Below are 25,127 nucleotides of genomic sequence, written 5' to 3'. Positions count from 1 at the left end.
TCCCGAATCGCTGCGAATCGCTCCGTTCCGTCCCGCATCGATTCGGATCGACACGAAACGGACACGGAGCGGACGAAAAGGGGTCCGTGCGGACGCGTCCGCACGGACCCCTCATCGGGACGTTAGAGCAGGCCGGTCAGGAGACCGCCTCGACGCTCTCACCGGGCGGGCGTCCGCTCACCCGTTCGGACTCAAGGGCGGTCTGCAGGATCACCACCGCGGCGGCCTGGTCGACCACCGAGCGGCCCTTCTTCGCCTTGACCCCCGAGGCGCGCAGCCCGTGGGTCGCGGTGACGGTCGACATCCGCTCGTCCACCAGCCGCACCGGCACCGGGTGGAGCCGGTTGGCCAGCCTGGCCGCGTAAGCCCGGACCTTCTCCGCCGCCGGGCCCTCCTTGCCGCTGAGCGAGCGCGGCAGCCCGACGATCACCTCGATCGCGTCGTACTCCTCGACGATCGCGGCGATCCTGGCCTGCGACTTCACCCCGGCCGGGACGGTCTCCACCGGCGTGGCGAGCACCCCGTCGGGGTCGCAGGACGCGACCCCGATCCGGGCGTCCCCGACGTCGACGGCGATCCGCCGTCCACGTCGGAAGGGCCTCTCCTCGAACTCCATCAGCTGGCGCGCTCCGCGACCAGACCGCGCACCGCGGCGATGGCCTCGCCGACCGCCGCCGGGTTGGAGCCGCCGCCCTGGGCGACGTCGTCCTTGCCGCCACCGCCGCCGCCGAGGGTCTTGGCCGCGGTGCGGACCAGCTCGCCGGCCTTGATGCCGCGGCCGCGGGCGTCCTCGTTGGTCGCGATCACGGTCAGCGGGCGGTCGTTGGCCACGGTGAACGCGGCGACCACGGCCGGGCGCGAGCCCAGACGGCCGCGCACGTCCAGGACCAGCTTGCGCAGCTCGTCCGCGCCGACGCCGTCGGCGACCTGAGCGGCGACCACGGCGATGCCGTGCACGTCCTCCGCCGCGTCGGCCAGGCCGGCCGCGGCGGCCAGCACCTTCTCGGCGCGGAAGCGCTCGATCTCCTTCTCGGCGTCCTTGAGCTTGGTGAGCATGCCCGAGATCTTCTCCGGCAGCTCCTCCGGACGGCCCTTGACCAGCTCGGTCAGCTGGGCCACCACGGTGTGCTCGCGGGCCAGGAACTTGTACGCGTCGACGCCGACCAGCGCCTCCACGCGGCGCACGCCGGAACCGATCGAGGACTCGCCGAGCAGCTTCACCAGGCCCAGCTGGGCGGTGTTGCCGACGTGGGTGCCACCGCACAGCTCCTTGGAGAAGTCGCCGATGGAGACGACCCGCACCTCGTCGCCGTACTTCTCACCGAACATCGCGATGGCGCCGGCCTTGCGGGCCTGGTCCATCGTCATGACCTCGGCGGTGACCTCCAGCTCGCGGCCCAGCACGTCGTTGATCTTCTGCTCGACGTCCACCAGCACGCTGCCCGGAACGGCGGCGGGCGAGCCGAAGTCGAAGCGGAAGCGGCCCGGGGCGTTCTCGGAGCCGGCCTGGGCGGCCGTCGGGCCGAGCGCGTCGCGCAGCGCCTGGTGGGTCAGGTGGGTGGCCGAGTGGGCGCGGGCGATCGCCCGGCGGCGCTCGGTGTCGATCGTGGCGTACGCCGAGGCACCGAGCACGACCTCGCCGAACAGCACGCCGCCGGAGTGCACGATGACGCCCGGGACGGGCTGCTGCACGTCGCGGATCTCCACCACCGCGCCGGACTCCAGCCGGATCCGGCCGTGGTCGGCGAGCTGGCCGCCGCCCTCGGCGTAGAACGGGGTGCGGTCGAGGATGATCTCGACCTCGTCGCCCTCGGAGGCGGCCGGCGCCGGAACGCCGTCCACCAGCAGGCCGACCACGGTGGACTCGCCCTCGGTGAGGCTGTAGCCGGTGAAGACGCTCGCGCCGGACTTGTCGGCGACCTCGCGGTACGCGGCGACGTCGGCGTGGCCCATCTTCTTGGCCTTGGCGTCCGCCTTGGCGCGGTCCCGCTGCTCCTGCATCAGGCGGCGGAAGCCGGCCTCGTCGACCTGGAGGCCCTGCTCCTCGGCCATCTCCAGGGTGAGGTCGATCGGGAAGCCGTACGTGTCGTGCAGCTTGAACGCCTGCTCGCCGGAGAGCACCGCGCCGCCGGACTGCTTGGTCTCGGTGACCGCGACGTCCAGCAGGTTGGTGCCGGCCTTCAGGGTCTGGAGGAAGGCCGACTCCTCGCCGATGACGACCGTCTCGATGCGCTTGCGGTCGCTCTCCAGCTCGGGGTACTGCGGGGCCATCGCCTTGATGGCGACGTCGATGAGCTCCTTGGCCACCGGCTCGGTGGCGCCCAGCAGCCGCATGTTGCGGATGGCGCGGCGCAGGATGCGGCGCAGCACGTAGCCGCGGCCCTCGTTGCCGGGGGTGACGCCGTCGCCGACCAGCATCAGCGCGGTGCGGATGTGGTCGGTGACCACGCGCAGCGAGACGTCCGACTTGTGGTCGGCGCCGTAGGTGTGGCCGGTGAGCTCGGCGGCACGGTCGAGGATCATCCGGCTGGTGTCGATCTCGAAGAGGTTGTCGACGCCCTGCAGGATGGCGGCGAGGCGCTCCAGACCGAGGCCGGTGTCGATGTTCTTGCTCGGCAGGTCGCCGAGGATCTCGAAGCCGTCCTTGCCGTCGCCGTGGCCGCGCTCGTACTGCATGAAGACCAGGTTCCAGATCTCCAGGTAGCGCTCGCCGTTGACCGCCGGGCCACCCTCCTCGCCGTACGCGGGGCCGCGGTCGTAGTTGATCTCCGAGCACGGGCCGCACGGGCCGGGCACGCCCATCGACCAGAAGTTGTCCTTCATGCCCAGGCGCTGGATGCGCTCGGAGGGCACGCCGATGACGTCACGCCAGATCTGCTCGGCCTCGTCGTCGTCCTTGTAGACGGTGATCCAGAGCTTCTCCTCCTCCAGGCCGTAGCCACCCTCCGCGACGGGAGTGGTGAGCAGCTCCCAGGCGAACTTGATGGCTCCTTCCTTGAAGTAGTCACCGAAGGAGAAGTTGCCGCACATCTGGAAGAAGGAGCCGTGCCGGGTGGTCTTCCCGACCTCCTCGATGTCCAGGGTGCGCACGCACTTCTGGACGCTCGTGGCGCGCGAGAACTGCGGCTTGACCTCGCCCAGGAAGTAGGGCTTGAACGGCACCATGCCGGCGTTGACGAGCAGCAGGGTGGGGTCGTCGGCGACCAGGGACGCCGACGGAACGACGGTGTGGCCGCGCTCCTCGAAGAAGCGCAGCCAGCGGCGGCGGATCTCAGCCGACTCCATTAGTGGTCCTTCCGGTTCGTTCCGCCCCGCGGCAGGGCTCGGCGGGGCGTTTCTTCCATGGTCTGTGGGGAGGTGCGGGCGCTGCCGTCGGGCAGGGCGGGGGGCAGGGCGGCGGCCGGACGACCGGGCGCCGCCGAGATAGCTCGGTACTGCGGCTCGCGCGAGGGGGGCAACGCGGAGCGTTTCCCAGGAAGGGCGGTGGCGGGCGACGGGCGGGACCGGCGGGTGCTCCGGGGCTCGGCCACGGCGGTGCCGTGCAGTCCGAGGTCCTCCTTCAGCTGCTCCTCGCGCTCGGCCATGCCGGAGCGCACGTCCTGGGCGAACTGCTTGGCGAGGTCGCCCAGGTGCAGCGCACCGCGCGCGGCGGTGCCGGAGAGGCTGTCCGGGGTGAGCCGCTGCACCGCGTCGTTGGCCTTGTTCATGGCCCACACGGCGGCGCCGGCGCCGACCGCCATCCAGAAGATCCGTGCCATGCCGTCAGCCCCTCACCGCACGCCGGACCCGGGAGAGCAGGCCGCTCCTGGGCGCGGTCGCGGCGCGCACCTCGGCCCGGATCAGCCGCGCCAGCTCGTCGCGCTCGTTGGCCTGCAGCGGCACGTTCGGCAGGGCGCCCTGCTGCTTGGCGACGGCCTTGCGGACGCCGTAGCTGAACGCGGCGACCTTCATCAGCGGTCCGCCCAGCGTGGCGGCGGCGGTGGAGGACAGTGCCTTGGCGTTGGCGGCGGCGTCCTGCACGTTGGCGGTGATCTCGTCCACGCGGTCCAGCTGCTCGTTGGCGCTGCGCACGGCGGCGCCCGCCTCGGTCAGCAGGGGCACGGCCTGTTCGGTGACGGCGGAGACCAGGACGGTGGCCTCCTTCAGCACCTGGGAGAGCCGGACCAGCACCACGGCGAGCAAGGTGACCAGGACCGCCCAGAACACGGCGACGAGCAAGCCGGCCAGCTCTCCCACGGACACTCGCGCTCCTCGCCTTGTTGCTCTTCAGGGGAACCCTATCGCGCCGACGCCCGCTTTCCGGACCGGGTCACGGCCGTGGCCTCGTCCGGGTGTGCGAGCCGCGCGCGTAACCTACCGGCCGGTCACCTCGTTCTGCCAGGCGGGCCGTCGGGCCGTACGGCCCGACGCACGTCCGGACCGCCGCGGTCCGGGCACGGAACGACGGGGAGCAGCGCGTGGCCGGCGACTGGACAGCAGAGCCCGCGGCGTGGCCGCGCGAGCCGGAGCCCGGCCGGCTGTCGGCCGAGGTGACCGGCTTCGTCGGGCGGCAGCGGGAACTGGCCGAGCTGGCGGGCCTGATCGCCGCCGCCCGGCTGGTGACGGTGACCGGGCCCGGCGGGGTCGGCAAGAGCAGGCTCGCGCTGCGGGCGGCGGCCCGGGCGGCCGGGGCCTTCCCGGACGGCACCTGGCTGGTGGACGTCGCCCCCGTGCAGGACCCGCTGCTGCTCGGCCACGCCGTCCTGGAGGCCCTGCGGCTGACCGACGGCACCGCCCGTCCGCCGCTGGACGTGCTGGGCGAGCACCTGGCGGGGCGCCGCCTGCTGCTGGTGCTGGACGGCTGCGAGCACCTGGTGGAGGCCTGCGCGGAGCTGACCGACGCGCTGCTGCGGGCACTGCCCGGCCTGCGGGTGCTGGCCACCAGCCGCGCCGCCCTGCGGGCCTCGGGCGAGCACCTGCTGACGCTGGCCCCGCTGCCGGTCGGCCCGCTGCCGGCCCAGCGGGTGGGCCCGGGCCCACTGCCGGACGCGGTCCGGCTGTTCGCCGACCGGGCCCGGGCCGTGCTGCCGTCCTTCGAGGTGACCGAGGCGAACGCGGAGGCCGTCGGCCTGCTGTGCCGTCGGCTGGACGGCATCCCGCTGGCCGTGGAGCTGGCCGCCGGGCGGCTGCGGGCGCTGTCGGTGGAGCAGATCACGGCCCGGCTGGACGACCGCTTCCGGCTGCTCACCGGCGGCTCCCGGACGGCCCTGCCGAGGCACCAGACGCTGCGCACCACGATCGGCTGGAGTCATGAGCTGTGCACAGTGCAGGAACGTTTACTCTGGGCCCGCCTGTCGGTCTTCGCCGGCAGTTTCGACCTGGAGGCCGCCGAGTACGTCTGCGCCGGCGAGGGCATCGAGCCCGAGGAGGTGCTCGACCTGCTCGACGAACTCGTCGCCAAGTCCGTGGTGCTGCGCGAGGAGAGCGGGTTCGGCGTCCGCTTCCGGCTGCTGGACACCCTGCGCGAGTACGGCGGCCACTGGCTCCGCGCGGCCGGCGAGGAGCCGCGGCTGCTGCGCCGCCACCGCGACTGGTACCTGGGCGTCGCCACCTGGGGCGAGGTCGAGTGGTTCGGCCCCCGGCAGCCCGAGACCGCCGAGCGCACCCGGCTCGCCCACACCAACCTCCGCGCCGCACTGGAGTTCTGCCTCGCCGAGCCCGGCGAGGAGCAGCTCGCCCTGCTGCTGGCCGGCACCCTCTGGTTCTACTGGGTCGGCTGCGGCCACCTCGGCGAGGGCCGGCACTGGCTGGACCGCGCGCTCGCCCTGGACCGCGAACCCACCGAGGCCCGGGCCAAGGCCCTGTGGGTGACCGGCTACATGGCCACCCTCCAGGGCGACCTCGGCACCGCCCGGCCGGCCCTGGAGGAGTGCCGCCGCCAGGCCCTGGAGACCGGCGACGACCGGGCCCTCGCCTACGCCGTCCACCGCCAGGGCTGCGCCGCCCTGATCGGCGACGACCCGGCGCGCGCCGCCGAGCTGTTCGAGGAGGCGCTCTGGCACTACCGGACCATCGGCGAGCTCAACAGCAACGTGGTGATGGCGATGATCGAGCTGGGCCTCGCCCACCTGTTCCAGGGCGACCTGGACAGCGGCGAGCTCCGGTTCGGGCAGGCCCGCGAGGTCTGCGAGGAGCACGGCGAGAAGTGGGCCTACGCCTACGTGCTGTACGCGACGGCGTACTCCCAGTACCTGGACGGCGCGGTCCGGCCGGCCCGCGCCCTGGCCCGCGAGTGCGTCCGGCTGAACCACCACTTCCACGACCTGCTCGGCATCGTGCTGGGCATCGACCTGCTGGCGCTGCTGGAGACCGAACCGGCCGGCCCCGGCGAACCGGCCGACCTGTGCGAGGCCCGGGTGCTCCAGGGCGCCGCGCACCGGATCTGGCGCGCGGTCGGCAATCCGTTCCTGGGCTCGCGCTCCTTCTTCGGCACCCACGAGGAGTGCGCCGAGCGGGCCCGGGCCGGGCTCAGCGAGCAGGAGTACGAGGAGTGCTACCGGGCGGGCGGCCGGCTGGACCTGGACGCCGCCGTCTGCCGGGCGCTCGGCGACGGCGACTCGCCGGACGGCCCGGCACGGGGCCCCGGCCCCTTCTCCGTGCCGCCCGCTCCCGCGCCCGCACCGGCCCGGAATAGCTGAAGCTTGCGGATTGCTTGAGCAGGCAAGGATCTGCCCGAAGGAGCACCATGGCCATCCACGACGAGTACCGCCTCGCGAACTTCTACTTCGAGTCCAAGGCGTACACCGACGCCGCCCGCATGCTCGAAGGCGTGCTGGCCGAGGAGCCGGCCAACCTCTCCGTCCGGCTGCTGCTGGCCCGCAGCTACTTCCACTCCGCCCAGCTCGGCCGCGCCGAGGCCGAGCTGCGCCGGATCCTCGACCTCGACCCGGCCGAGGACTACGCCCGGCTGATGCTCGGCCGCACCCTGGAGCGCCAGGGCCGCGCCGAGGAGGCCCGCCCGCACCTGCGGCTGGCCGCCGCGATGACCGGCGAAACCGTCTGACGGCCGTCGGCCGTCGGCCGTCCGCTGTCGGCCGGACGCAGCGAACCCCCGCCGCCTCGAAGGGCGACGGGGGTTCGCTGTGGTTTCGCGGTCTGCGGAACCGAGCGCGGGTCAGCGCGAGTAGTACTCGACGACCAGCTGCTCGTCACAGATCACCGGGACCTCCTTGCGCTGCGGCGCACGGTCCAGGCGGAAGGCCAGGGCCTTCAGGTTGACCTCAAGGTACTTCGGGGTCTGGCCCTCACCCGCGTAGCCACCCTCACGGGCGACCTGGAAGGGGACCTTCTCCTTGGAACGCTCGCGGACGGTGACCACGTAGCCCGGCTTCATCTGGAACGACGGCTTGTTGACCTTGCCACCGTTGACCTCGATGTGGCCGTGGACGACCATCTGGCGGGCCTGGTAGATGGTGCGGGCGATGCCCGAACGCAGGACCAGCGAGTCCAGACGGGTCTCCAGCTCGGCGACCAGCGCCTCACCGGTCTTGCCCTCGGCCTTCTTCGCGCGGTCGAACGCGCGCGACAGCTGCTTCTCGCTCAGGTCGTACTGGGCGCGAAGACGCTGCTTCTCCAGCAGACGGACCTTGTAGTCCGAGTTCTGCTTGCGGCCACGGCCGTGCTGGCCGGGCGGGTACGGGCGGGCCTCGAAGTACTTGACGGACTTCGGGGTCAGCGGCACGCCGAGCGCACGCGCGATCTTGACCTTGGGACGCTTCTGGTTCGCCATGAACCAAACCTTCCTTGCTTACGAATACGGCTTTCACCAGGTGTTGACGGAGGTCGCATGTCGCGACCCGGAGAAAACCCCACCGCCTGCGCGAAGGGATCAGCCGCTCTCCGGAGCCGGGCACGAGAAGTGCTGGTCACACGAAGGGCCCGGGGAACCGGGCCGTCCGCGACACCGAAACGGTGCGCGACGCTCCTGGTGCGGGCCTCCCGAAGGAGGCCTACGGCCGACGTCCCGCTGGTGCGGCCGGTCGGTGGGGTCTCCCCCGCCGCCGTCCCGGGACGTGGCACTCCGACCGAGTATACCCGCGGATCACTCGCCCTTTTCCCCGGGCTGCTCCGCCGCCTTCTCGGCCTTCTCGGCCTTCTCGGCCTTCTTCTCCGCCCGGCGCTCCCCGCGCAGCCGCCCGCGCGTCCACTCCACGGTGTCCGCGTACCGGATCTCGCCACCGCGCCGGTTCGGCTGGTAGTACTCCCGCCCGTGCACCGAGTCCGGCGCGTACTGCTGGGCCGCGATGCCCTCCGGTAGGTCGTGCGGGTACTGGTAGCCCTTGCCGTGCCCGAGCTTGCCCGCCCCTCCGTAGTGGGAGTCCCGCAGGTGCGGCGGGACGGCGCCGGCCAGCCCCTGCCGGACGTCCGCCAGCGCCGCGTCGATCGCCAGGTAGGCCGAGTTGGACTTCGGCGCCAGGGCCAGCGCGATCGCCGCCTGGGAGAGGATGATCCGGGCCTCCGGGAAGCCGATCAGGGCCACCGCCTGGGCCGCGGCCACCGCCGTCTGCAGCGCCGTGGGGTCGGCCAGGCCGACGTCCTCGCTGGCCGAGATCATCAGCCGCCGGGCGATGAACCGCGGGTCCTCCCCCGCCTCGATCATCCGGGCCAGGTAGTGCAGGGTGGCGTCCACGTCGCTGCCGCGGATCGACTTGATCAGCGCGCTGGCCACGTCGTAGTGCTGGTCGCCGTCCTTGTCGTAGCGCACCGCGGCCTGGTTGACGGCCGTCTCGGTGGTGGCCAGCGTGATGCTCGCCTCGCCCTTCTCCAGCGCCGCCCCGGCCGCCGCCTCCAGCGTGGTGAGCGCCCGCCGGGCGTCGCCGCCGGCCAGGCGCACCAGGTGGTCCTCGGCCTCCGCGGTCAGCTCCAGCGCGCCCTCCAGCCCCCGCTCGTCGGCCACCGCGCGGCGCAGCAGCGCCCGGACGTCGTCGTCGGTCAGCGACTCCAGGGTGAGCAGCAGCGAGCGGGAGAGCAGCGGGGAGATCACCGAGAAGTACGGGTTCTCGGTGGTCGCCGCGATCAGGGTGACCCAGCGGTTCTCCACGGCCGGCAGCAGCGAGTCCTGCTGGGCCTTGGAGAAGCGGTGGATCTCGTCCAGGAAGAGCACCGTCTCCCGGCCGGACATGCCGACCGCCCGCCGGGCGCCGTCGATCACCGCCCGGACCTCCTTGACCCCGGCGGTGATCGCGGACAGCTCGACGAAGCGGCCCTCCACGGCCTGGCTGATCACGTGCGCGAGGGTGGTCTTGCCGGTGCCGGGCGGCCCCCAGAGGATCACCGAGCTGGTGGCCGCCGGGCCGCGCGAGTTCGCCACCAGGCGCCGCAGCGGCGAGCCGGGCTTCAGCAGCTGCCGCTGCCCGGCCACCTCGTCCAGGGTGCGCGGGCGCATCCGTACGGCCAGCGGCGCCCGGCCGGGCTCCCTGGTCTGGCGTTCCTCGGCGGCGGCGGTGAAGAGGTCCGGTTCGTCCACACCGGAAGCCTAGTTCAGCCCACTGACGCTACCGCCGGGCCGGCGTCGGGCGGTCCAGCAGCACCACGTCGAACTCCTCCAGCGACCGCAGGGTGCCGCCCAGCACGGCCAGCGCCTGCGCCCGGGAGTCGGCCGTCGGGCCCCGCGAGGCCTCGAAGCCCTCCTGGTCGGCGTAGATCGCGCCCACGGCCAGCCGACCGGTCGCGCGGTCGGCCAGCATCGTGGCCGTCACGAACCCGTCCCTCTCCTCCAGCTCCGGCAGCACCCGGTCCCGGAAGACCCGGGCGGCCTCGTCCGTCCTGGCCGGGTCGACCTCGCTGCGCGTCAGCCGGAACCCGCCGCCGGGTCCGGCCTCGCCGGGCGGGGCCGTCACCAGGGCCTCCCAGACGTCGATGGTCAGGGTGCCGCCCAGCGGGGCCAGCAGCTCGCCGCGCCGCTGCGCCAGCGCCGCCTCGCTGTCGCGCTCGGCCTCGGAGGAGTCCCACCACGAACTCATCGTGATCTTGCCGAGGGCCCGGTCGGTGAACAGTCCGTAGCCGCGGTACCCGGGCCGGGCGGTCAGCAGCACGAGGGCCTCGGTGCGGAACCTGTCGAGGGTCTGCTCGATCCGGTCGGGGTGACCGGTCGCGTAGACCGTACGGACGAACATGAGCGCGCCTCCTGTGGACGCCCGGGCGCCACACGGGGCCGTTCTCATGAGCAGCGCCCGGCGGGCCCCGTCTACTCCAGTCTGGCAGCGTGGTCCGGAACGTACTTCTGCAGGTCGCGCGGGGGCCGCTGGTAGCCGTGCGGCGACGGTCGGGCCGGCAGCTCGATCCGGGGCGGGGCGACCTCGTGGTAGGGCACGGAGGAGAGCAGGTGGGCGATCATGTTGATCCGGGCCCGCCGCTTGTCGTCGCTCTCCACGACGTACCAGGGCGACTGCGGGACGTCGGTGTGGACGAACATCTCGTCCTTGGCCCGCGAGTAGTCCTCCCAAAGGGTGATCGACTCCACGTCCATCGGGGAGAGCTTCCAGCGCTTCATCGGGTCCTCCAGCCGCTCCCGGAACCGCCGCTCCTGCTCGGTGTCGCTCACCGAGAACCAGTACTTGCGCAGCAGGACGCCCGCCTCGATCAGCATCTGCTCGAAGGTCGGGCACTGGTGCAGGAACTGCCAGTACTCCTCGTCGGTGCAGAAGCCCATCACCCGCTCGACCCCGGCCCGGTTGTACCAGCTGCGGTCGAACAGCACGATCTCCCCGGCCGCCGGAAGGTGTTCGACGTACCGCTGGAAGTACCACTGGGTCTTCTGCCGCTCGGTCGGGGTGGGAAGCGCCGCGACCCGGGCGATGCGCGGATTCAGGTACTCCGTCACCCGCTTGATCGCTCCGCCTTTGCCGGCCGCGTCCCGCCCCTCGAAGACCACCACCAGGCGGGCGCGCTCGACCCGCACCCACTCCTGGAGCTTCACCAGCTCGTGCTGCAGCCGCAGCAGTTCCCGCTCGTACGGCTTCTTCGCCAGTCGTCCCGGCTTCGCGGTCCGCTGTTGCTCGCCCACCCTCGGGTCCTCCGTCCGGCTGCTGCTGATGACCCTTCACCGTAGGCGCGGAACGGCGACCGCGCAGGTCGGAGCGGAGGGAACGGACGGGCTACACGGCGACGAAGGGCTCCGGATAGCGGCACAGCCCGCGCGGGCCGCCGTCGTAGGCCGCCAGCGGCAGCACCTGGAAGTACGCGTCCGGCACCTCGAAGGGGCCGGTGACCTCGTGCCGCCCGGCCGGGATGAAGCCGAACCGCCCGTAGTACCCCGGGTCGCCGAGCACGACCACCAGCTTCTCCCCCGCCTCCTCGGCGGCCGACAGCGCGGCCCGGACGACGAGTTCGCCGACGCCCCGGCGCTGCCACTCGGGCGCGACCGCGACCGGTGCGAGCGCCAGCGCGTCACCGGTGCCGCCGCCGTCGCCGACCCGCAGCCGGGTCAGCAGGGCGTGCCCCACCACCAGGCCCACGTCGTCCACCGCGACCAGCGACAACCCGGGCAGCCAGGCGGGATCGCGCCGCAGCGCGTCCACCAGGTCCGCCTCGTCCGGACCGGGGAACGCGGCCATGTGGACGCGTCTGGTCGCCGGGGCGTCCTCCGGACATTCGACTCTCGTGGTGATCTGCATGAGTCAACCCTCCCTGTGTCGCACGACGTTGTGGACCGGCCCCGGACGGAGGACCGTCCGGGGCCGTTGCAGGTTAGCGCGGATGACGGAGCGTCAGCTCTTGGGCTGGGCCTCCGACTTGGCGTCCTCGCGGACCTTGGGCTGGGCGTCCACTCCGGCCTCGCGGCGCTGCGCCGGGGTGATCGGGGTCGGAGCGCCGGTCAGCGGGTCACCACCGGTGGACGTCTTCGGGAAGGCGATGACGTCGCGGATGGTGTCGTAGCCGCCGAGCAGCGTGACGATCCGGTCGAGGCCGAAGGCGACCCCACCGTGCGGCGGCGGGCCGTAGTTGAAGGCGTCCAGCAGGAAGCCGAACTGCGAGGCCGCCTCCTCCTCGGAGAGGCCGATCGCGTCGAACGCCCGCTTCTGGACGTCCCGCTGGTGGATACGGATCGAACCGCCGCCCAGCTCCGAGCCGTTGAGGACCAGGTCGTAGGCGTTGGACAGGGCCGAGCCCGGGTCGGTGTCGAAGCTGTCCAGCGACTCCGCGGTCGGGGCGGTGAACGGGTGGTGCACCGCGTGCCAGCCCTGGAACTGGCCCTTGTCGTCCTCGATCGGCTCGAACATCGGGAAGTCGACGACCCAGAGGAAGGCCCACTTGGACTCGTCGATCAGCCCGCAGCGGCGGCCGATCTCCAGGCGCGCGGCGCCCAGCAGCTCCTGCGAGGCGCGCTCCTTGCCGGCCGCGAAGAAGACCGCGTCGCCGTTCTTGGCGCCGGCCGCGGCGGCGAGGCCGGCCAGGTGCTCCTCGGAGAGGTTCTTGGCGACCGGGCCGCGCAGCTCGCCGGTCTCGGCGTCGATCAGCACGTAGGCCAGGCCCTTGGCGCCGCGCGCCTTGGCCCAGTCCTGCCACGCGTCCAGCTGCTTGCGCGGCTGCGAGGCGCCGCCCGGCATGACCACGGCGCCGACGTACGGCGCCTGGAAGACCCGGAACTCGGTGCCCTTGAAGTACTCGGTGAGGTCGGTGAGTTCCTGGCCGAAGCGGACGTCCGGCTTGTCGGAGCCGTAGCGGCCCATGGCGTCCGCGTAGGTCATCCGCGGCAGCGGGTTGGGGATCTCGTAGCCGTGGACCTCGCGCCAGATGGCGCCGACGATCTTCTCGCCGAGGGCCAGGATGTCCTCCTGGTCGACGAAGGAGGCCTCGATGTCCAGCTGGGTGAACTCCGGCTGCCGGTCGGCGCGGAAGTCCTCGTCGCGGAAGCAGCGGGCGATCTGGTAGTAGCGCTCCATGCCGGCCACCATCAGCAGCTGCTTGAACAGCTGGGGCGACTGCGGCAGCGCGTACCAGTGGCCGGGCTGCAGGCGGACCGGGACGAGGAAGTCGCGGGCGCCCTCGGGGGTGGAGCGGGTGAGGTACGGCGTCTCGATGTCGAGGAAGTCGTTCTCCTCCATCACCCGGCGGATGATGTTGTTGACCTTGGAGCGCAGCCGCAGGCCCTTGGCCGGGCCCTCGCGGCGCAGGTCCAGGTAGCGGTAGCGCAGCCGGACCTCCTCGTTGACCGTGCCGGGCTCGTACTCGGCGACCGGGAACGGCAGCGGCGCGGCCTCGGAGAGCACCTCGATGTCGCTGACGACGACCTCGACGGCACCGGTCGGGATGTCCGGGTTCTCGTTGCCCTCGGGGCGGACCCGGACGTCGCCGACGACCTTGACGCAGTACTCGGCGCGCAGGCCGTGCACCGAGTCGAGGTCGCGGACCACGATCTGCACGGTGCCGGAGGCGTCGCGCAGGTCGATGAAGGCGACGCCGCCGTGGTCGCGGCGGCGGGCGACCCAGCCGGCCAGGGTGACGGTGGTGCCTGCGTGCTCCGGGCGGAGCGTGCCCGCGTCGTGCGTGCGGATCACAGCTGCTTCTCCTTCAGGGTGGTGACGAGTGCGTCGAGGGCGACGGGAGTCTGCTCTCCGGTGCTCATGTCCTTGAGCTGGACGACGCCCTCGGCGAGGTCCCGGTCACCGGCGATCAGGGCGAAGCGGGCGCCGGACCGGTCGGCGGACTTCATGGCGTTCTTGATGCTCTTGACGCCGAAGGCGAGGTCGGTGGCCACGCCGGCCCGGCGCAGCTCGACCACCTTGGCGAACAGGACGTTCTTGGCCTCCTCGCCGAGCGCGACGGCGTAGACGGCGGTGGCGGCCGGCAGGTCGAGGTCGACGCCCTCGGCCTCCAGCGCCAGGTACGTGCGGTCCACGCCGAGCGCCCAGCCGACGGACGGCAGCGCCGGGCCGCCGATCATCTCGGACAGGCCGTCGTAGCGGCCGCCGCCGCCGATCGCGGACTGGGCGCCGAGGCCGTTGTGCACGAACTCGAAGGTGGTGCGGGTGTAGTAGTCCAGGCCGCGGACCAGCTTCGGGTCGTCGACGAAGGCGACGCCGTTGGCGGTGAGCAGCTCGCGCACCTTCTCGTCGTACGCCTTGCACTCCTCGCACAGGAAGTCGCGCAGCATCGGGGCGGCGGCCAGCTGCTCCTGCACCGACTCGCGCTTGTCGTCCAGGACGCGCAGAGGGTTGATCCCGGCGCGGCGGCGGGTGTCCTCGTCCAGGTCCAGGCCGGTCAGGAACTCGATCAGGGCGGCACGGTAGACCGGACGGCACTGCTTGTCGCCGAGGCTGTTGAGCAGCAGCGAGTAGTTGCTCAGGCCCAGCGAGCGGAAGGCGTCGTCGGCCAGGATGATCAGCTCGGCGTCCAGCGCCGGGTCCTCGGCCCCGATCGCCTCGGCGCCGACCTGGGAGAACTGGCGGTAGCGGCCCTTCTGGGCGCGCTCGTAGCGGTAGTACGAGCCGGAGTACCAGAGCTTGACCGGCAGGTTGCCCTGCTTGTGCAGGTTGGCCTGGAGCGCGGCGCGCAGCACCGAGGCGGTGCCCTCCGGGCGCAGCGCGAGCTCGTCGCCGCCCTTGGTGGTGAGGGTGTACATCTCCTTGGAGACGATGTCGGTGGACTCGCCGACGCCGCGCGAGAACAGCTTCACGTCCTCGAAGACCGGGGTCTCGACATATCCGTAACCGGCCCGGCGGGCGGGCGCGGCGATGCGCTCGCGGACCGCCAGGAAGGTCGCGGAGCTGGGGGGCAGCAGGTCGTAGGTGCCCTTGGGGGCGGTGAAGGTGCTCAACTTCTCTTCCGTCACATTCCTCGTCGCGGGAAAGCCGGGGCGCCGGCCGCCCCCGCTGCCTGTCGGAGGTAGGGGTTGGTGGCGCGCTCGCGGCCGATGGTGGTCTGACCGCCGTGGCCGGAGAGGACCACGGTGGAGTCGTCGAGGGGCAGGCACACCCGGGCGAGCGAGCGCATGATCGCTTCGCCGTCCCCGCCCGGGAGGTCGGTACGCCCGATGGAGCCGGCGAACAGCAGGTCGCCCGAGAACAGCACCGGGGGGAGGTCCTCGGCACCGGGCGTCCGGAAGGTCACCGACCCCCCGGTATGGCCCGGGGCGTGGTCCACGGTGAGCTGCAGGCCGGCCAGTTCCAGCACGCTGCCGTCGGTGAGCTCGCGCACGTCGTCGGGCTCGCCGACGGTGATCTCGCCCATCAGCTGGGTGCCCAGGGAGCGGCCGAGCGACTTCTCCGGGTCGGACATCATGTACCGGTCCTCGGGGTGGATCCAGGCCGGGACGCCGCGGGCGCCGCAGACCGGGACCACCGAGGCGACGTGGTCGATGTGGCCGTGGGTGAGCAGCACGGCGACGGGCTTGAGCCGGTGCTCCCGGACGAGCTCCTCGACGCCGCGGGCGGCCTGGTGGCCGGGGTCGACGATGACGCACTCCTCGCCCGCCGCCGGCGCGACCAGGTAGCAGTTGGTGCCCCAGGCTCCAGCGGGGAATCCGGCGATGAACACGCGCGTCCTTCGGTTGTGTGCGGCGGGGGGCTGCGGTGGCTACCAGTAGTGATGACGTAAGGGAAGCCTACCGGCGGTCCGGGTCCGGTTGCGAACCAGATCCGCGATGACCGGCTCGGCCCGCCGACGCGTTCACCGTGTTCTTAGGGCCCGGTCCCTACACTTGGCCGCCGATGGATGCGATGATCCGCTCCGGAACCATCCACTTTTCCCGCACATGCTCAGGAGACACGGCCGGTGGTCAGCAGCGAACAGCGGCGGCGGCAGCTCGCCCGCGAGAAGTACGAGCGCCAGATGCAGCGCCGCGCCGAGGCGGCGTCCGCCCGCAGGCGCCGCAACACGATCCTGGGCGCCTCGCTCGCGGTCGTGGTACTGGCCGGCGGCGGCACGCTGTTCGCCACCGGCGCGTTCAGCTCGGACGACAAGGACAAGGCCACCTCGGCCGCCTCCACCCCGCAGGCCGCGCCGACCGGCGCCGCGGAGCCGACCGCCGCGCCGACCCGCAAGCCGGTCGAGGGCTGCGCCACCCCGGCGCCGGGCTCGCCCAACGGCAAGCAGTTCAAGGCCGAGCCGGCCATGTCGATCGACCAGGGCGCCTCGTACACCATGGCGCTGGACACCAACTGCGGGAAGGTCACCGTCGCGCTGGACGCGGCCAAGGCCCCGCACACCGTGAACTCGTTCAACTTCCTGGCGGGCGAGCAGTTCTTCGACCACACCAAGTGCCACCGCCTGACCACCGACGGCATCTTCGTGCTCCAGTGCGGTGACCCGACCGCGAGCGCGACCGTGCCGGGCGGCACGGGCGGCCCCGGCTACAAGTTCGCGGACGAGAACCTGACCGGCGCGACCTACCCGGCGGGCACCGTGGCGATGGCCAACTCCGGTCCGGGGACCAACGGGAGCCAGTTCTTCCTGGTCTACAAGGACACCCAGCTCCCGCCGAACTACACCCCCTTCGGCAAGATCACCGGCGGTCTGGACGTGGTCCAGAAGATCGCCGCCGCGGGCACCCTGGAGGGCGCCCCGGACGGCCACCCGATGGCCGATGTCACCTTCAACTCGGTTACGGTGTCCAAGGGTTGACCGATCCCGGGGCCGTGAGCGGCGGGCGCGAGAGGCGCTCCCGCCCGGCCCCGGCCCGAAATCGCCCGGCCCGGATGCGGACAGCACCGGGCCTGGTCGCCTATGTTGGCGTTGTATAGGGTGCCCGCACCCGCCTGGCCGTCACCCTCGGCAGCAGGACGCGGCGGACGGGGACGGCGGACTCATCGGTCCGCCGCACATCAACTGTGGACGACGGTCGCGCGCCGCCCCGGCGCGGGCGCGACGTCATGTGGAGGACGCGCTATGAGCAGCGACCCGTGGGGCCGTGTGGACGAGCAGGGCACGGTGTACGTCAGGACGGCCGACGGCGAACGCGTGGTCGGTTCCTGGCAGGCCGGCTCGCCCGAGGAGGCCCTCGCCTACTTCGAGCGCAAGTACCAGGGCATCGAGGTGGAGATCGGCCTGCTGGAGAAGCGGGTGCGCACCACCGACCTGGCCGCCAAGGACGCCCAGACCGCGCTGGAGCACCTCCGCGCGCAGGTGACCGAGGGGCACGCGGTGGGCGACCTGGACGCGTTGGCCAAGCGGCTGGACGCGCTCGCCGGTGAGATCGAGAGCCGGCGGGAGGAGCGCAAGGCCGCCCGTGCCAAGGCCCAGGACGAGACCCGCGCCGCCAAGGAGGCCCTGGTCTCCGAGGCGGAGCAGCTCGCCGAGTCCACCCAGTGGCGGGAGGCCGGGGACCGGCTGCGCGCCCTGGTGGACACCTGGAAGGGCCTGCCGCGGCTGGACCGCAAGAGCGACGACGAGCTGTGGCACCGCTTCTCGCACGCCCGCTCGGTCTTCTCCAAGCACCGCAAGGCGCACTTCGCGACGCTGGACGCCGAGCGCGAGCAGGCCCGGCAGACCAAGGAGGCGCTGGTCTCCGAGGCCGAGGCGCTGTCCTCGTCCACCGACTGGGGCTCCACCGCGGCCGCGTACCGCGACCTGATGGCGCGCTGGAAGGCCGCCGGACGGGCGCAGCGGGACGTCGAGGACGAGCTGTGGGCGCGGTTCCGCGGCGCGCAGGACGTCTTCTTCCAGGCCCGTTCCGCGGTGTTCAGCGAGCGGGACGCCGAGCAGGTGGAGAACCAGAAGCTCAAGGAGGCGCTGGCCACCGAGGCCGAGGCGATCCTGCCGATCACCGACCTGAAGGCCGCCAAGGCCGCGCTGCGCGAGATCAACGAGCGCTGGGAGGCCATCGGTCACGTGCCGCGCGACGCCCGTCCGAAGCTGGACGGCCGGCTGAACGCGGTCGAGCGGGCCATCCGTGAGGCCGAGGACGCCGAGTGGAGGCGCTCCAACCCGGAGGCCAAGGCCCGCGCGGCCGGCATGGTGGGCCTGTTCCAGGCGAAGGCCGACAAGATCCAGGCCGACCTGGACAAGGCCCGCGCGGCCGGCAACGCCGGCCGGGTCGCCAAGCTGGAGTCCGAGCTGGCCGGCGTTCGGACGCTGCTGGAGCAGGCGCACAAGAGCCAGGAGGAGTTCAGCGGCTGATCCTGGGCCGTGGAACGGTGAAGGCCCCCGGGGAATCCCCGGGGGCCTTCCTCATGCCGTGGTCACTTGCGGGCCGAGGTGACCCGGTAGACGTCGTAGACGCCCTCGACGCCGCGCACCGCCTTGAGCACGTGACCGAGGTGCTTCGGGTCGCCCATCTCGAAGGTGAAGCGGCTCATCGCCACCCGGTCCCGGGAGGTCTGGACGGCCGCCGACAGGATGTTGACGTGCTGGTCGGAGAGCACCCGGGTGACGTCCGAGAGCAGCCGGGAGCGGTCCAGCGCCTCGACCTGGATGGCCACCAGGAACACCGAGGACTGGGTGGCCGCCCACTCGACGTCGATCATGCGCTCGGGCTGCTGGCTCAGTGCCTCCACGTTGACGCAGTCGGCGCGGTGCACCGAGACGCCGTTGCCACGGGTGACGAAGCCGACGATCGGGTCGCCCGGCACCGGGGTGCAGCAGCGGGACAGCTTGACCCAGACGTCCTCGACGCCCTTGACGATCACGCCCGGGTCGCCCTTGGCCCGGCGGCGCGCCGCCCGGCGGTTGTCGTGGGTCGGGGTGGCCGTCTCGGCGAGGTCCTCGGTGGCGCCCTCCTCGCCGCCGAGCGCCTGGACCAGCTTCTGGACGATGTTCTGCGCGGCGACGTGGCCCTCGCCGATGGCGGCGTAGAGCGAGGAGATGTCGGGGTAGCGCATCTCGTGGGCCAGGGTGACCAGCGAGTCGCCGGTCAGGATCCGCTGGATCGGCAGGCCCTGCTTGCGCATCGCCCGGACGATCGCCTCCTTGCCGTGCTCGATCGCCTCCTCGCGGCGCTCCTTGGAGAACCAGGCGCGGATCTTGTTGCGGGCGCGCGGGGACTTGACGAAGCCCAGCCAGTCCCGGGACGGGCCGGCGTTCTCCGCCTTGGAGGTGAACACCTCGACGGTGTCGCCGTTCTCCAGGGTCGACTCCAGCGGCACCAGCCGCCCGTTGACCCGGGCCCCTATGGTCCGGTAGCCGACCTCGGTGTGCACCGCGAAGGCGAAGTCGACCGGGGTGGCACCGGCCGGCAGCGCTATCACGTCGCCCTTGGGGGTGAAGACGAAGACCTCGTTGCTGGCCAGGTCGAAGCGCAGCGACTCCAGGAACTCGCCCGGGTCCGCGGTCTCCTTCTGCCAGTCCAGCAGCTGCCGCAGCCAGGCCATCTCGTTGACGGCGCCGGCCTTGTCGTCCTTGCGGACCTGGGTCGGGGTGTCGGTGCGGACCTTGGAGGCCCCGGCGACGGCGCGCTGCTTGTACTTCCAGTGCGCGGCGATGCCGTACTCGGCCCGCCGGTGCATGTCGAAGGTGCGGATCTGGAGTTCGACGGGCTTGCCGCCGGGACCGATCACCGTGGTGTGCAGCGACTGGTACATGTTGAACTTGGGCATCGCGATGTAGTCCTTGAACCGCCCCGGCACCGGGTTCCACCGCGCGTGGATGGTGCCCAGCGCCGCGTAGCAGTCGCGGACGGTGTCGACCAGGACCCGGATGCCCACCAGGTCGTAGATCTCCGCGAAGTCCCGTCCCCGGACGATCATCTTCTGGTAGACCGAGTAGTAGTGCTTCGGCCGGCCGGTGACGGAGGCGGTGATCCGGGCGCCGCGCAGGTCCGCCTGGACCTGGTCGATGACGGTCGCCAGGTACTCGTCCCGCTTGGGGGCGCGCTCGGCGACCAGCCGGACGATCTCGTCGTACATCTTGGGGTAGAGGATCGCGAAGGCGAGGTCCTCCAGCTCCCACTTGATGGTGTTCATGCCCAGCCGGTGCGCCAGCGGGGCGTAGATCTCCAGCGTCTCGCGGGCCTTCTTCTCCTGCTTCTCCCGCTTGAGGTAGCGCATGGTGCGCATGTTGTGCAGGCGGTCGGCCAGCTTGATCACCAGGACCCGCGGGTCCTTGGCCATCGCGACGACCATCTTGCGGACGGTCTCGGCCTGCGCGGCCTCGCCGAACTTGACCCGGTCCAGCTTGGTGACGCCGTCGACCAGCAGGGCCACCGAGTCGCCGAAGTCCTTGCGCAGGGTCTCCAGGCCGTAGTCGGTGTCCTCGACGGTGTCGTGCAGCAGCCCGGCCATCAGCGTCGGGGCGTCCATGCCGAGTTCGGCGAGGATGGTGGCGACGGCCAGCGGGTGGGTGATGTACGGGTCGCCGCTCTTGCGCTTCTGCCCGCGGTGCCACTTCTCGGCGACGGCGTAGGCGCGCTCGATGTCGCGCAGCAGCGCCGGGTCGGCCTTGGGGTCGTTCGCCCGGATGGAGCGGAACAGCGGCTCCAGGACGGGGTTCAGCACGCTGGAGCGCTGGCCGCCCAGGCGGGCCAGCCGGGCGCGCATGCCGCCGCCGGAGCCGGAGCCGCGGCCGAGCGGGGCGGAGGGACGCGAGGAGGTCGGCGTCGGGCGTGCCGGGGTGGCCCCCGAGGGCGTGGGACGGTCTTCGGGGGTGGCCGCTGCGGCCGTGGGCACAACCTCGTCGGGCAAGGACACTCCTCGGGGCACCGGGGCCGACCCCTGCCGGGCCCGTGACGTCCGGGCACAACCGGGAGGGGATGAATCTTCATGGTACCGAGCCGGGCGGCCCGGTGTTCATCCGGCCGGGCCCGGGAACGGAAGGACGGCGGTCGGATGATCCGACCGCCGTCCTTCGAGCCCGTGGCGGAGCCCCTTGTGGAGCCCTTGCGGAGCCGCAGCGAGCCCCTGTGGAGCCCGTCCCTCAGACCGTGACCAGCGTCTCCAGCGGGGCGCCGCCCAGGTGCCCGGCCAGCCGCTCGCGGCCGTCCAGGAAGCCCAGCTCCATCAGCACCACGACGCCCGCCAGCTCGGCGCCGGCCTCCTTCACCAGGTCCAGCGAGGCACCGATGGTGCCGCCGGTGGCCAGCACGTCGTCCACCACCAGCACCCGCTCACCGGGCGCGAAGGCGTCGCACTGCACCTCCAGCGTCGCCGAGCCGTACTCCAGCTCGTACGAGCGCCGGAACACCTCGCCGGGCAGCTTGCCCTGCTTGCGGATCGGCACGAAGCCGAGCCCGGCCGCGAAGGCCGCCGGGGCCGCCAGCACGAAGCCGCGCGCCTCCAGACCCACCACCTTGGTCACCCCGAGCTCCTTCGCCCGGTTCGCCAGCGCCCGGGTGAGGGCGCCGAAGGCCTCGGCGTCGGCGAGCAGCGGCGCGATGTCCTTGAACAGCACGCCCGGCTTCGGGTAGTCCGGGACGTCCCGGATCCGGCTGTTCAGCAGCTCGGCCAGTGCGGTGTCGACGGTGGTCACGGTGGTGGGGTTCCTTCGGTTCGGGTTCAGCGCTTGGTGGACGGACGGCCCTTGGCACGCGTGGTGCCGGCCGACCTGCCGCGCTGACCGACCATACCCGCAGGCTGGTCCTCGTCCGCCACCGCGTCCGCCACCGCCTCGCCCGGGGCCTCCGCCTTGGCGGCCGCGGCCCGGTGCTGCAGGACGCGCTTGCGCAGCGCCTTCATCTCCGGCTGCTCCTCCTTGAGCTGCGCCAGCAGCGGGGTGGCGACGCAGATCGAGGAGTAGGCACCGGCCGCGAGGCCGATGAACAGCGCGAGCGAGATGTCGTTCAGGGTGCCGGCGCCCAGGAGGCCGCCACCGATGAACAGCAGCGCGGCGACCGGCAGCAGCGCCACCACGGTGGTGTTGAGCGAGCGCACCAGGGTCTGGTTGAGGCCCGCGTTGGCCGCCTCGCTGTAGGTGAGCTTGTTCTGCTTGGTGATCCCCTTGGTGTTCTCCTTCACGGTGTCGAAGACGACGACCGTGTCGTAGAGCGAGTACCCGAGGATGGTCAGGAAGCCGATCACCGTACCGGGGGTGACCTCGAAGCCGACCAGGGCGTAGACGCCGATGGTGATCAGGAGGTCGTGGATCAGGGCGACCAGGGCGGCCACCGCCATCCGCCACTCGAAGGCGATCGCCAGGTAGACCGTCACCAGGACCATGAAGATGATCAGGCCGGTGATCGCCTTGTCGGAGATCTGCTTGCCCCAGCTGGGGCCGATGACCTGGGCCTCGACGGTGTCCAGCGGCACGCCGATCTTCTCGGCGAGCTGGGAGCGGACCTCGTCGGAGCTCTTCGCCTCGTCGGTGCTGACCTGGATGCGGATCTTGTTGTTGTCGGTCGACTGCACCAGCGGGTGCGAGGAGACGACCTGGTCGGCCTTCTCCTGCGCCTGCGAGACCGTCAGGCCCGGCTTGGTCACGGTGTAGACCGAGCCGCCCTTGAACTCGATGCCCAGGTGCAGGCCCATGGCCAGGCCGATCGCCGCGACCAGCACGATCACACCGGAGATGGAGTACCAGAGCTTGCGGCGCCCGACGAAGTCGAAGCTGACCTCGCCCTGGTAGAGCCGGTGGCCCAGATTGGAGAAGCGTGACACGGTGTCAGGCCTCCTTCACGGCGGCAGAGGAGGGGCTACGGCGACGGCTGCTGCGCAGCGGCGGGCGGGCGCCCAGCCGCTTCGGGTCCAGGCCGGACCACGGGTGACCGTCGGCGAAGAACTTGCGCCGGGCCAGCAGCGTGATCAGCGGCTTGGTGAAGAGGAAGATCACCACGACGTCGAGCGCGGTGGTCAGACCCAGGGTGAACGCGAAGCCCTGGACCTTGCCGACCGACACCACGTACAGCACCGCGGCACAGAGGAAGGACACGAAGTCCGAGACCAGGATGGTGCGCCGGGCCCGCGGCCAGGCCCGCTGGACCGCGGCACGCAGCGGGGCACCCTCGCGGACCTCGTCGCGGATGCGCTCGAAGTACACGATGAAGGAGTCGGCGGTGATACCGATCGCGACGATCGCACCGCAGACCGCCGGCAGGTTCAGCGCGAAGCCGATCCCGCCGCCGAGCAGGCTCATGATCGAGTAGGTCAGGATCGCCGAGACGATCAGACCGGCGATCGAGACCAGGCCGAGGCCGCGGTAGTAGATCACCGAGTAGGCGACGACCAGCAGCATGCCGATCGCGCCGGCCACCAGACCGGCCTTGAGCTGGTCACTGCCCAGCGCCGGGGAGACGGTGGTGATGTCGCTCTTGGTGAACTCCAGCGGCAGGGCGCCGTAGCTCAGCACGTTGGACAGGTCCTGCGCCTCGGCCTGGCTGAAGCGGCCGGTGATGACCGCGCTGCCGCCCGGGATCGGGCCGTTGACCTGCGGGTGCGAGACGACCTGGTTGTCCAGCACGATGGCGAACTGGTTGTTCGGCGGGGTCTGGGTGGCCAGCTGGCCGGTGACCTTGGTGAAGGCGTCGGTGCCCGCGCCGTTGAACTGCAGCTGCACCTGCCAGCCGGCACCGGTCTGGGTGTCCAGGCTCGGCTGGGCCTTGGAGACGTCCGAGCCCTTCACGGCCACCGGGCCGAGGGCCAGCTTCTCGTAGTAGCCGTTCTCCGGCTTCTGGGAGCAGGCGACCATGGCCTTGTCGTCGGCGCCGGTCTGGGCCGCGCGGACCTCGGGCTTGGAGCAGTCCAGCTTCGCGAAGGCGGCCTGCAGCTCCGGCGGGACGGTGCCCTGGGTCATCGCGGCGCTCAGGTCGGCGGCGCTCGGCGGGGTGGCCTGGGCGCTCGGGGTGCCAGAGGCGGACGGGGCGGCCGAGCCGGAGGCGGACGGAGCGGTGCTGGCGCCCGTGGCGGCGGCGGACGGGGTGGCGGCGTCGGCGGCCAGCGCCTCACCGACGGAGCGGCCCTGCTTGGTGGCGCTCGCGGAGGCGGTCGGCGTGTGGCCGGCCGAGGAGCTCGCGCCGGCCGAGGCCGACGGGGTGGCGCTGCCCGAGGGGGCGGCGCTCGGGCTGCCGGAGGCGCCGGCGGACGGGGTGCCGGTGGGCGCCGGCGCGGTGATGCCGCTGGGCGCCACGGCCAGGACCGGACGGAAGAACAGCTTCGCGGTGGTACCGACCTGGTCCGCCGCGTTCTGCTGGTTGCCGCCCTTGGGGATGTTCACGATGATCGTGTCCGAGCCCTGGGTCTGGACCTCCGCCTCGGAGACACCCATTCCGTTGACCCGGCGCTCGATGATCCCGGTGGCGATGTCCATGTTGGCCTTGTTGACCGCCTTGGGATCGGTCGACTTCGCGGTCAGCGTGATGCTGGTGCCACCGGCGAGGTCGATACCGAGCCGGGGCTTGGTGTTGCCCGTCCCGAACATGAGGGCGACCAGTCCGACGGTGACGACCAGGATGAGGGCCAGCGCCCGCCCTGGGTAGCCGTCGCGCGGGCGCGACTTGGGTGTTGCCACCTTGCTCGTTTCTCCCTGTCCATGCCACCTCCCCGACCGGACCCCCGTCCGGCTCGTGGCGGGACGGGGGCATGGCGGTTCTGCGGCCCTGAGGTCCTGTGGGCTCGCGGCACTGCGCCGCGCGGACGGGCGGGTTGCCCGTCCGTACTACTTGCTCGCGGGAGCCCCGCCCTCGGCGTCGCCCTTCTCGGCGCTGTCCTTGGTCAGCGACAGCGGCTTGTCCTCGGCCGGCGCGGCGTCGGCGACGTCCTCGGCCTCCGGCTCGGACAGTTCGTCGTCCTCGGGGCGACCGTTGATGATCGCGTCGTACTCCTGGGGATCCAGGACGGCCGCGACGGCACTCTTCGTGAAGTGGGTGACCACGCCGGGAGCGATCTCCAGCTCGACGGTCTCGTCGTTGACCGCCTTCACCTGGGCGTACAGGCCGCCGATGGTGCGCACTCCCGCCCCGGGCTCCAGCGCCGTCTGCATCTGCTGCATCTGCGACTGGCGCTTCTTCTGCGACCGGAACATGAGCACGATCGCGATGATCGGGAGGAGAAGGATGATGAGGTTCACTGCAGCCAGGGTCCTTTAGGGCCGCCGGCCGGCGGCCTGTGTGGTATGGGTCGGCCCGTCAGGTGAGAGGGGCGGTCCGGCGGAGTCTAGGCGACCCCGAACTGATCGGACAACGCCAAGCATCGCATCCTGCCGCCGAAAGTGGCGACCCTCCGCCTGCACGGTTTCCCCGGACTTCCGCCCCGGCACCTCCAAGGGGCGCGGCACCGGGCCGGGCCGGG

The 25,127-nt window shown here is 72.0% G+C and carries 21 protein-coding genes; 4 read left to right on the top strand and 17 right to left on the bottom strand.

Annotated elements, in window-relative coordinates:
• Positions 1 to 136: 136 nt before the first annotated feature.
• From ruvX to ACIRVF_RS13345, 4 genes are read right to left on the bottom strand one after another with little or no spacing between them, the layout of a single operon-like run.
• On the bottom strand, positions 137 to 616 hold the full coding sequence (gene ruvX / locus ACIRVF_RS13360) for a Holliday junction resolvase RuvX (RefSeq protein ID WP_402816409.1): 480 nt from the start codon (positions 614 to 616) through the stop codon (positions 137 to 139).
• On the bottom strand, positions 616 to 3,285 hold the full coding sequence (gene alaS, locus ACIRVF_RS13355) for an alanine--tRNA ligase (protein WP_402816408.1): 2,670 nt from the start codon (positions 3,283 to 3,285) through the stop codon (positions 616 to 618). Before alaS ends, ruvX begins: the two co-directional genes overlap by 1 nt.
• Positions 3,285 to 3,758 carry a DUF6167 family protein gene (locus ACIRVF_RS13350; protein WP_402816407.1) on the bottom strand — a complete coding sequence of 158 codons (474 nt, stop codon included), beginning with the start codon at positions 3,756 to 3,758 and terminating at the stop codon, positions 3,285 to 3,287. Before ACIRVF_RS13350 ends, alaS begins: the two co-directional genes overlap by 1 nt.
• A 4-nt stretch (positions 3,759 to 3,762) precedes the next feature.
• On the bottom strand, positions 3,763 to 4,242 hold the full coding sequence (locus ACIRVF_RS13345) for a DUF948 domain-containing protein (protein ID WP_402816406.1): 480 nt from the start codon (positions 4,240 to 4,242) through the stop codon (positions 3,763 to 3,765).
• 215 nt (positions 4,243 to 4,457) lie between these two features.
• On the opposite strand from ACIRVF_RS13345, the gene ACIRVF_RS13340 reads away from it, so the two are divergent.
• Both ACIRVF_RS13340 and ACIRVF_RS13335 read left to right on the top strand, forming a co-directional pair.
• Positions 4,458 to 6,677 carry an ATP-binding protein gene (locus ACIRVF_RS13340; protein WP_402816405.1) on the top strand — a complete coding sequence of 740 codons (2,220 nt, stop codon included), beginning with the start codon at positions 4,458 to 4,460 and terminating at the stop codon, positions 6,675 to 6,677.
• 47 nt (positions 6,678 to 6,724) lie between these two features.
• Positions 6,725 to 7,042 carry a tetratricopeptide repeat protein gene (locus tag ACIRVF_RS13335; protein ID WP_402816404.1) on the top strand — a complete coding sequence of 106 codons (318 nt, stop codon included), beginning with the start codon at positions 6,725 to 6,727 and terminating at the stop codon, positions 7,040 to 7,042.
• A gap of 111 nt (positions 7,043 to 7,153) precedes the next feature.
• Here the strand turns inward: ACIRVF_RS13335 and rpsD are convergent, their stop codons facing one another.
• From rpsD to ACIRVF_RS13295, 8 genes are all read right to left on the bottom strand, one after another.
• The gene (gene rpsD / locus ACIRVF_RS13330; protein WP_270148363.1) at positions 7,154 to 7,768 is read right to left on the bottom strand and encodes a 30S ribosomal protein S4; all 615 of its coding nucleotides are present in this window, start codon (positions 7,766 to 7,768) and stop codon (positions 7,154 to 7,156) included.
• A gap of 312 nt (positions 7,769 to 8,080) precedes the next feature.
• Positions 8,081 to 9,505, bottom strand: a complete 1,425-nt coding sequence (locus ACIRVF_RS13325) for a replication-associated recombination protein A (RefSeq protein WP_402816403.1) — start codon at positions 9,503 to 9,505, stop codon at positions 8,081 to 8,083.
• Between the two features lie 28 nt (positions 9,506 to 9,533).
• The gene (locus ACIRVF_RS13320) at positions 9,534 to 10,154 is read right to left on the bottom strand and encodes an antibiotic biosynthesis monooxygenase (protein WP_402816402.1); all 621 of its coding nucleotides are present in this window, start codon (positions 10,152 to 10,154) and stop codon (positions 9,534 to 9,536) included.
• Between the two features lie 71 nt (positions 10,155 to 10,225).
• Entirely contained in the window at positions 10,226 to 11,044 is an 819-nt protein-coding gene (gene ppk2 / locus ACIRVF_RS13315) for a polyphosphate kinase 2 (RefSeq protein WP_402816401.1), read from the bottom strand.
• 91 nt (positions 11,045 to 11,135) lie between these two features.
• Positions 11,136 to 11,654, bottom strand: a complete 519-nt coding sequence (locus ACIRVF_RS13310; protein WP_402816400.1) for a GNAT family N-acetyltransferase — start codon at positions 11,652 to 11,654, stop codon at positions 11,136 to 11,138.
• A 93-nt stretch (positions 11,655 to 11,747) separates the two neighbouring features.
• Positions 11,748 to 13,538, bottom strand: coding sequence for an aspartate--tRNA ligase (gene aspS, locus ACIRVF_RS13305; RefSeq protein WP_030286373.1), 1,791 nt, complete (start codon positions 13,536 to 13,538; stop codon positions 11,748 to 11,750).
• Positions 13,535 to 14,797, bottom strand: coding sequence for a histidine--tRNA ligase (hisS, locus tag ACIRVF_RS13300; protein ID WP_402816399.1), 1,263 nt, complete (start codon positions 14,795 to 14,797; stop codon positions 13,535 to 13,537). The genes aspS and hisS overlap by 4 nt, the downstream gene beginning before the upstream one ends.
• An 11-nt stretch (positions 14,798 to 14,808) precedes the next feature.
• Positions 14,809 to 15,516 carry an MBL fold metallo-hydrolase gene (locus ACIRVF_RS13295; protein WP_396533636.1) on the bottom strand — a complete coding sequence of 236 codons (708 nt, stop codon included), beginning with the start codon at positions 15,514 to 15,516 and terminating at the stop codon, positions 14,809 to 14,811.
• A 237-nt stretch (positions 15,517 to 15,753) separates the two neighbouring features.
• Here ACIRVF_RS13295 and ACIRVF_RS13290 point away from each other — a divergent pair, with 237 nt between their 5' ends.
• On the top strand, positions 15,754 to 16,602 hold the full coding sequence (locus tag ACIRVF_RS13290) for a peptidylprolyl isomerase (RefSeq protein WP_402816398.1): 849 nt from the start codon (positions 15,754 to 15,756) through the stop codon (positions 16,600 to 16,602).
• 264 nt (positions 16,603 to 16,866) lie between these two features.
• Positions 16,867 to 18,096, top strand: a complete 1,230-nt coding sequence (locus ACIRVF_RS13285) for a DUF349 domain-containing protein (protein ID WP_402816397.1) — start codon at positions 16,867 to 16,869, stop codon at positions 18,094 to 18,096.
• Positions 18,097 to 18,158: 62 nt separating this feature from the next.
• On the opposite strand, the gene ACIRVF_RS13280 is transcribed toward ACIRVF_RS13285, so the two are convergent.
• The 5 genes from ACIRVF_RS13280 to yajC form a co-directional block, all read right to left on the bottom strand.
• Positions 18,159 to 20,612, bottom strand: a complete 2,454-nt coding sequence (locus ACIRVF_RS13280; protein WP_402816396.1) for a RelA/SpoT family protein — start codon at positions 20,610 to 20,612, stop codon at positions 18,159 to 18,161.
• Between the two features lie 214 nt (positions 20,613 to 20,826).
• Positions 20,827 to 21,378, bottom strand: a complete 552-nt coding sequence (locus ACIRVF_RS13275) for an adenine phosphoribosyltransferase (RefSeq protein ID WP_402816395.1) — start codon at positions 21,376 to 21,378, stop codon at positions 20,827 to 20,829.
• Positions 21,379 to 21,404: 26 nt separating this feature from the next.
• On the bottom strand, positions 21,405 to 22,502 hold the full coding sequence (gene secF, locus ACIRVF_RS13270) for a protein translocase subunit SecF (RefSeq protein WP_402816394.1): 1,098 nt from the start codon (positions 22,500 to 22,502) through the stop codon (positions 21,405 to 21,407).
• 4 nt (positions 22,503 to 22,506) lie between these two features.
• Positions 22,507 to 24,348, bottom strand: coding sequence for a protein translocase subunit SecD (gene secD / locus ACIRVF_RS13265; RefSeq protein WP_402816393.1), 1,842 nt, complete (start codon positions 24,346 to 24,348; stop codon positions 22,507 to 22,509).
• A gap of 147 nt (positions 24,349 to 24,495) precedes the next feature.
• Positions 24,496 to 24,906 carry a preprotein translocase subunit YajC gene (yajC, locus tag ACIRVF_RS13260; RefSeq protein ID WP_402816392.1) on the bottom strand — a complete coding sequence of 137 codons (411 nt, stop codon included), beginning with the start codon at positions 24,904 to 24,906 and terminating at the stop codon, positions 24,496 to 24,498.
• Between the last annotated feature and the right edge of the window lie 221 nt (positions 24,907 to 25,127).

The sequence above is a fragment of the Kitasatospora sp. NPDC101157 genome (assembly GCF_044768255.1).
In the GTDB taxonomy this organism is placed as follows: domain Bacteria; phylum Actinomycetota; class Actinomycetes; order Streptomycetales; family Streptomycetaceae; genus Kitasatospora.
Note: the sequence above shows the minus strand (reverse complement) of the source record. Positions and strands in the feature narration are given on the sequence as shown.

Bases quoted from the DNA above. Each gene is read 5' to 3' on its own strand.
- ruvX (WP_402816409.1), bottom strand. From the start codon at position 616: ATGGAGTTCGAGGAGAGGCCCTTCCGACGTGGACGGCGGATCGCCGTC.
- alaS (WP_402816408.1), bottom strand. From the start codon at position 3,285: ATGGAGTCGGCTGAGATCCGCCGCCGCTGGCTGCGCTTCTTCGAGGAG.
- ACIRVF_RS13350 (WP_402816407.1), bottom strand. From the start codon at position 3,758: ATGGCACGGATCTTCTGGATGGCGGTCGGCGCCGGCGCCGCCGTGTGG.
- ACIRVF_RS13335 (WP_402816404.1), top strand. From the start codon at position 6,725: ATGGCCATCCACGACGAGTACCGCCTCGCGAACTTCTACTTCGAGTCC.
- rpsD (WP_270148363.1), bottom strand. From the start codon at position 7,768: ATGGCGAACCAGAAGCGTCCCAAGGTCAAGATCGCGCGTGCGCTCGGC.
- ACIRVF_RS13320 (WP_402816402.1), bottom strand. From the start codon at position 10,154: ATGTTCGTCCGTACGGTCTACGCGACCGGTCACCCCGACCGGATCGAG.
- ACIRVF_RS13310 (WP_402816400.1), bottom strand. From the start codon at position 11,654: ATGCAGATCACCACGAGAGTCGAATGTCCGGAGGACGCCCCGGCGACC.
- ACIRVF_RS13285 (WP_402816397.1), top strand. From the start codon at position 16,867: ATGAGCAGCGACCCGTGGGGCCGTGTGGACGAGCAGGGCACGGTGTAC.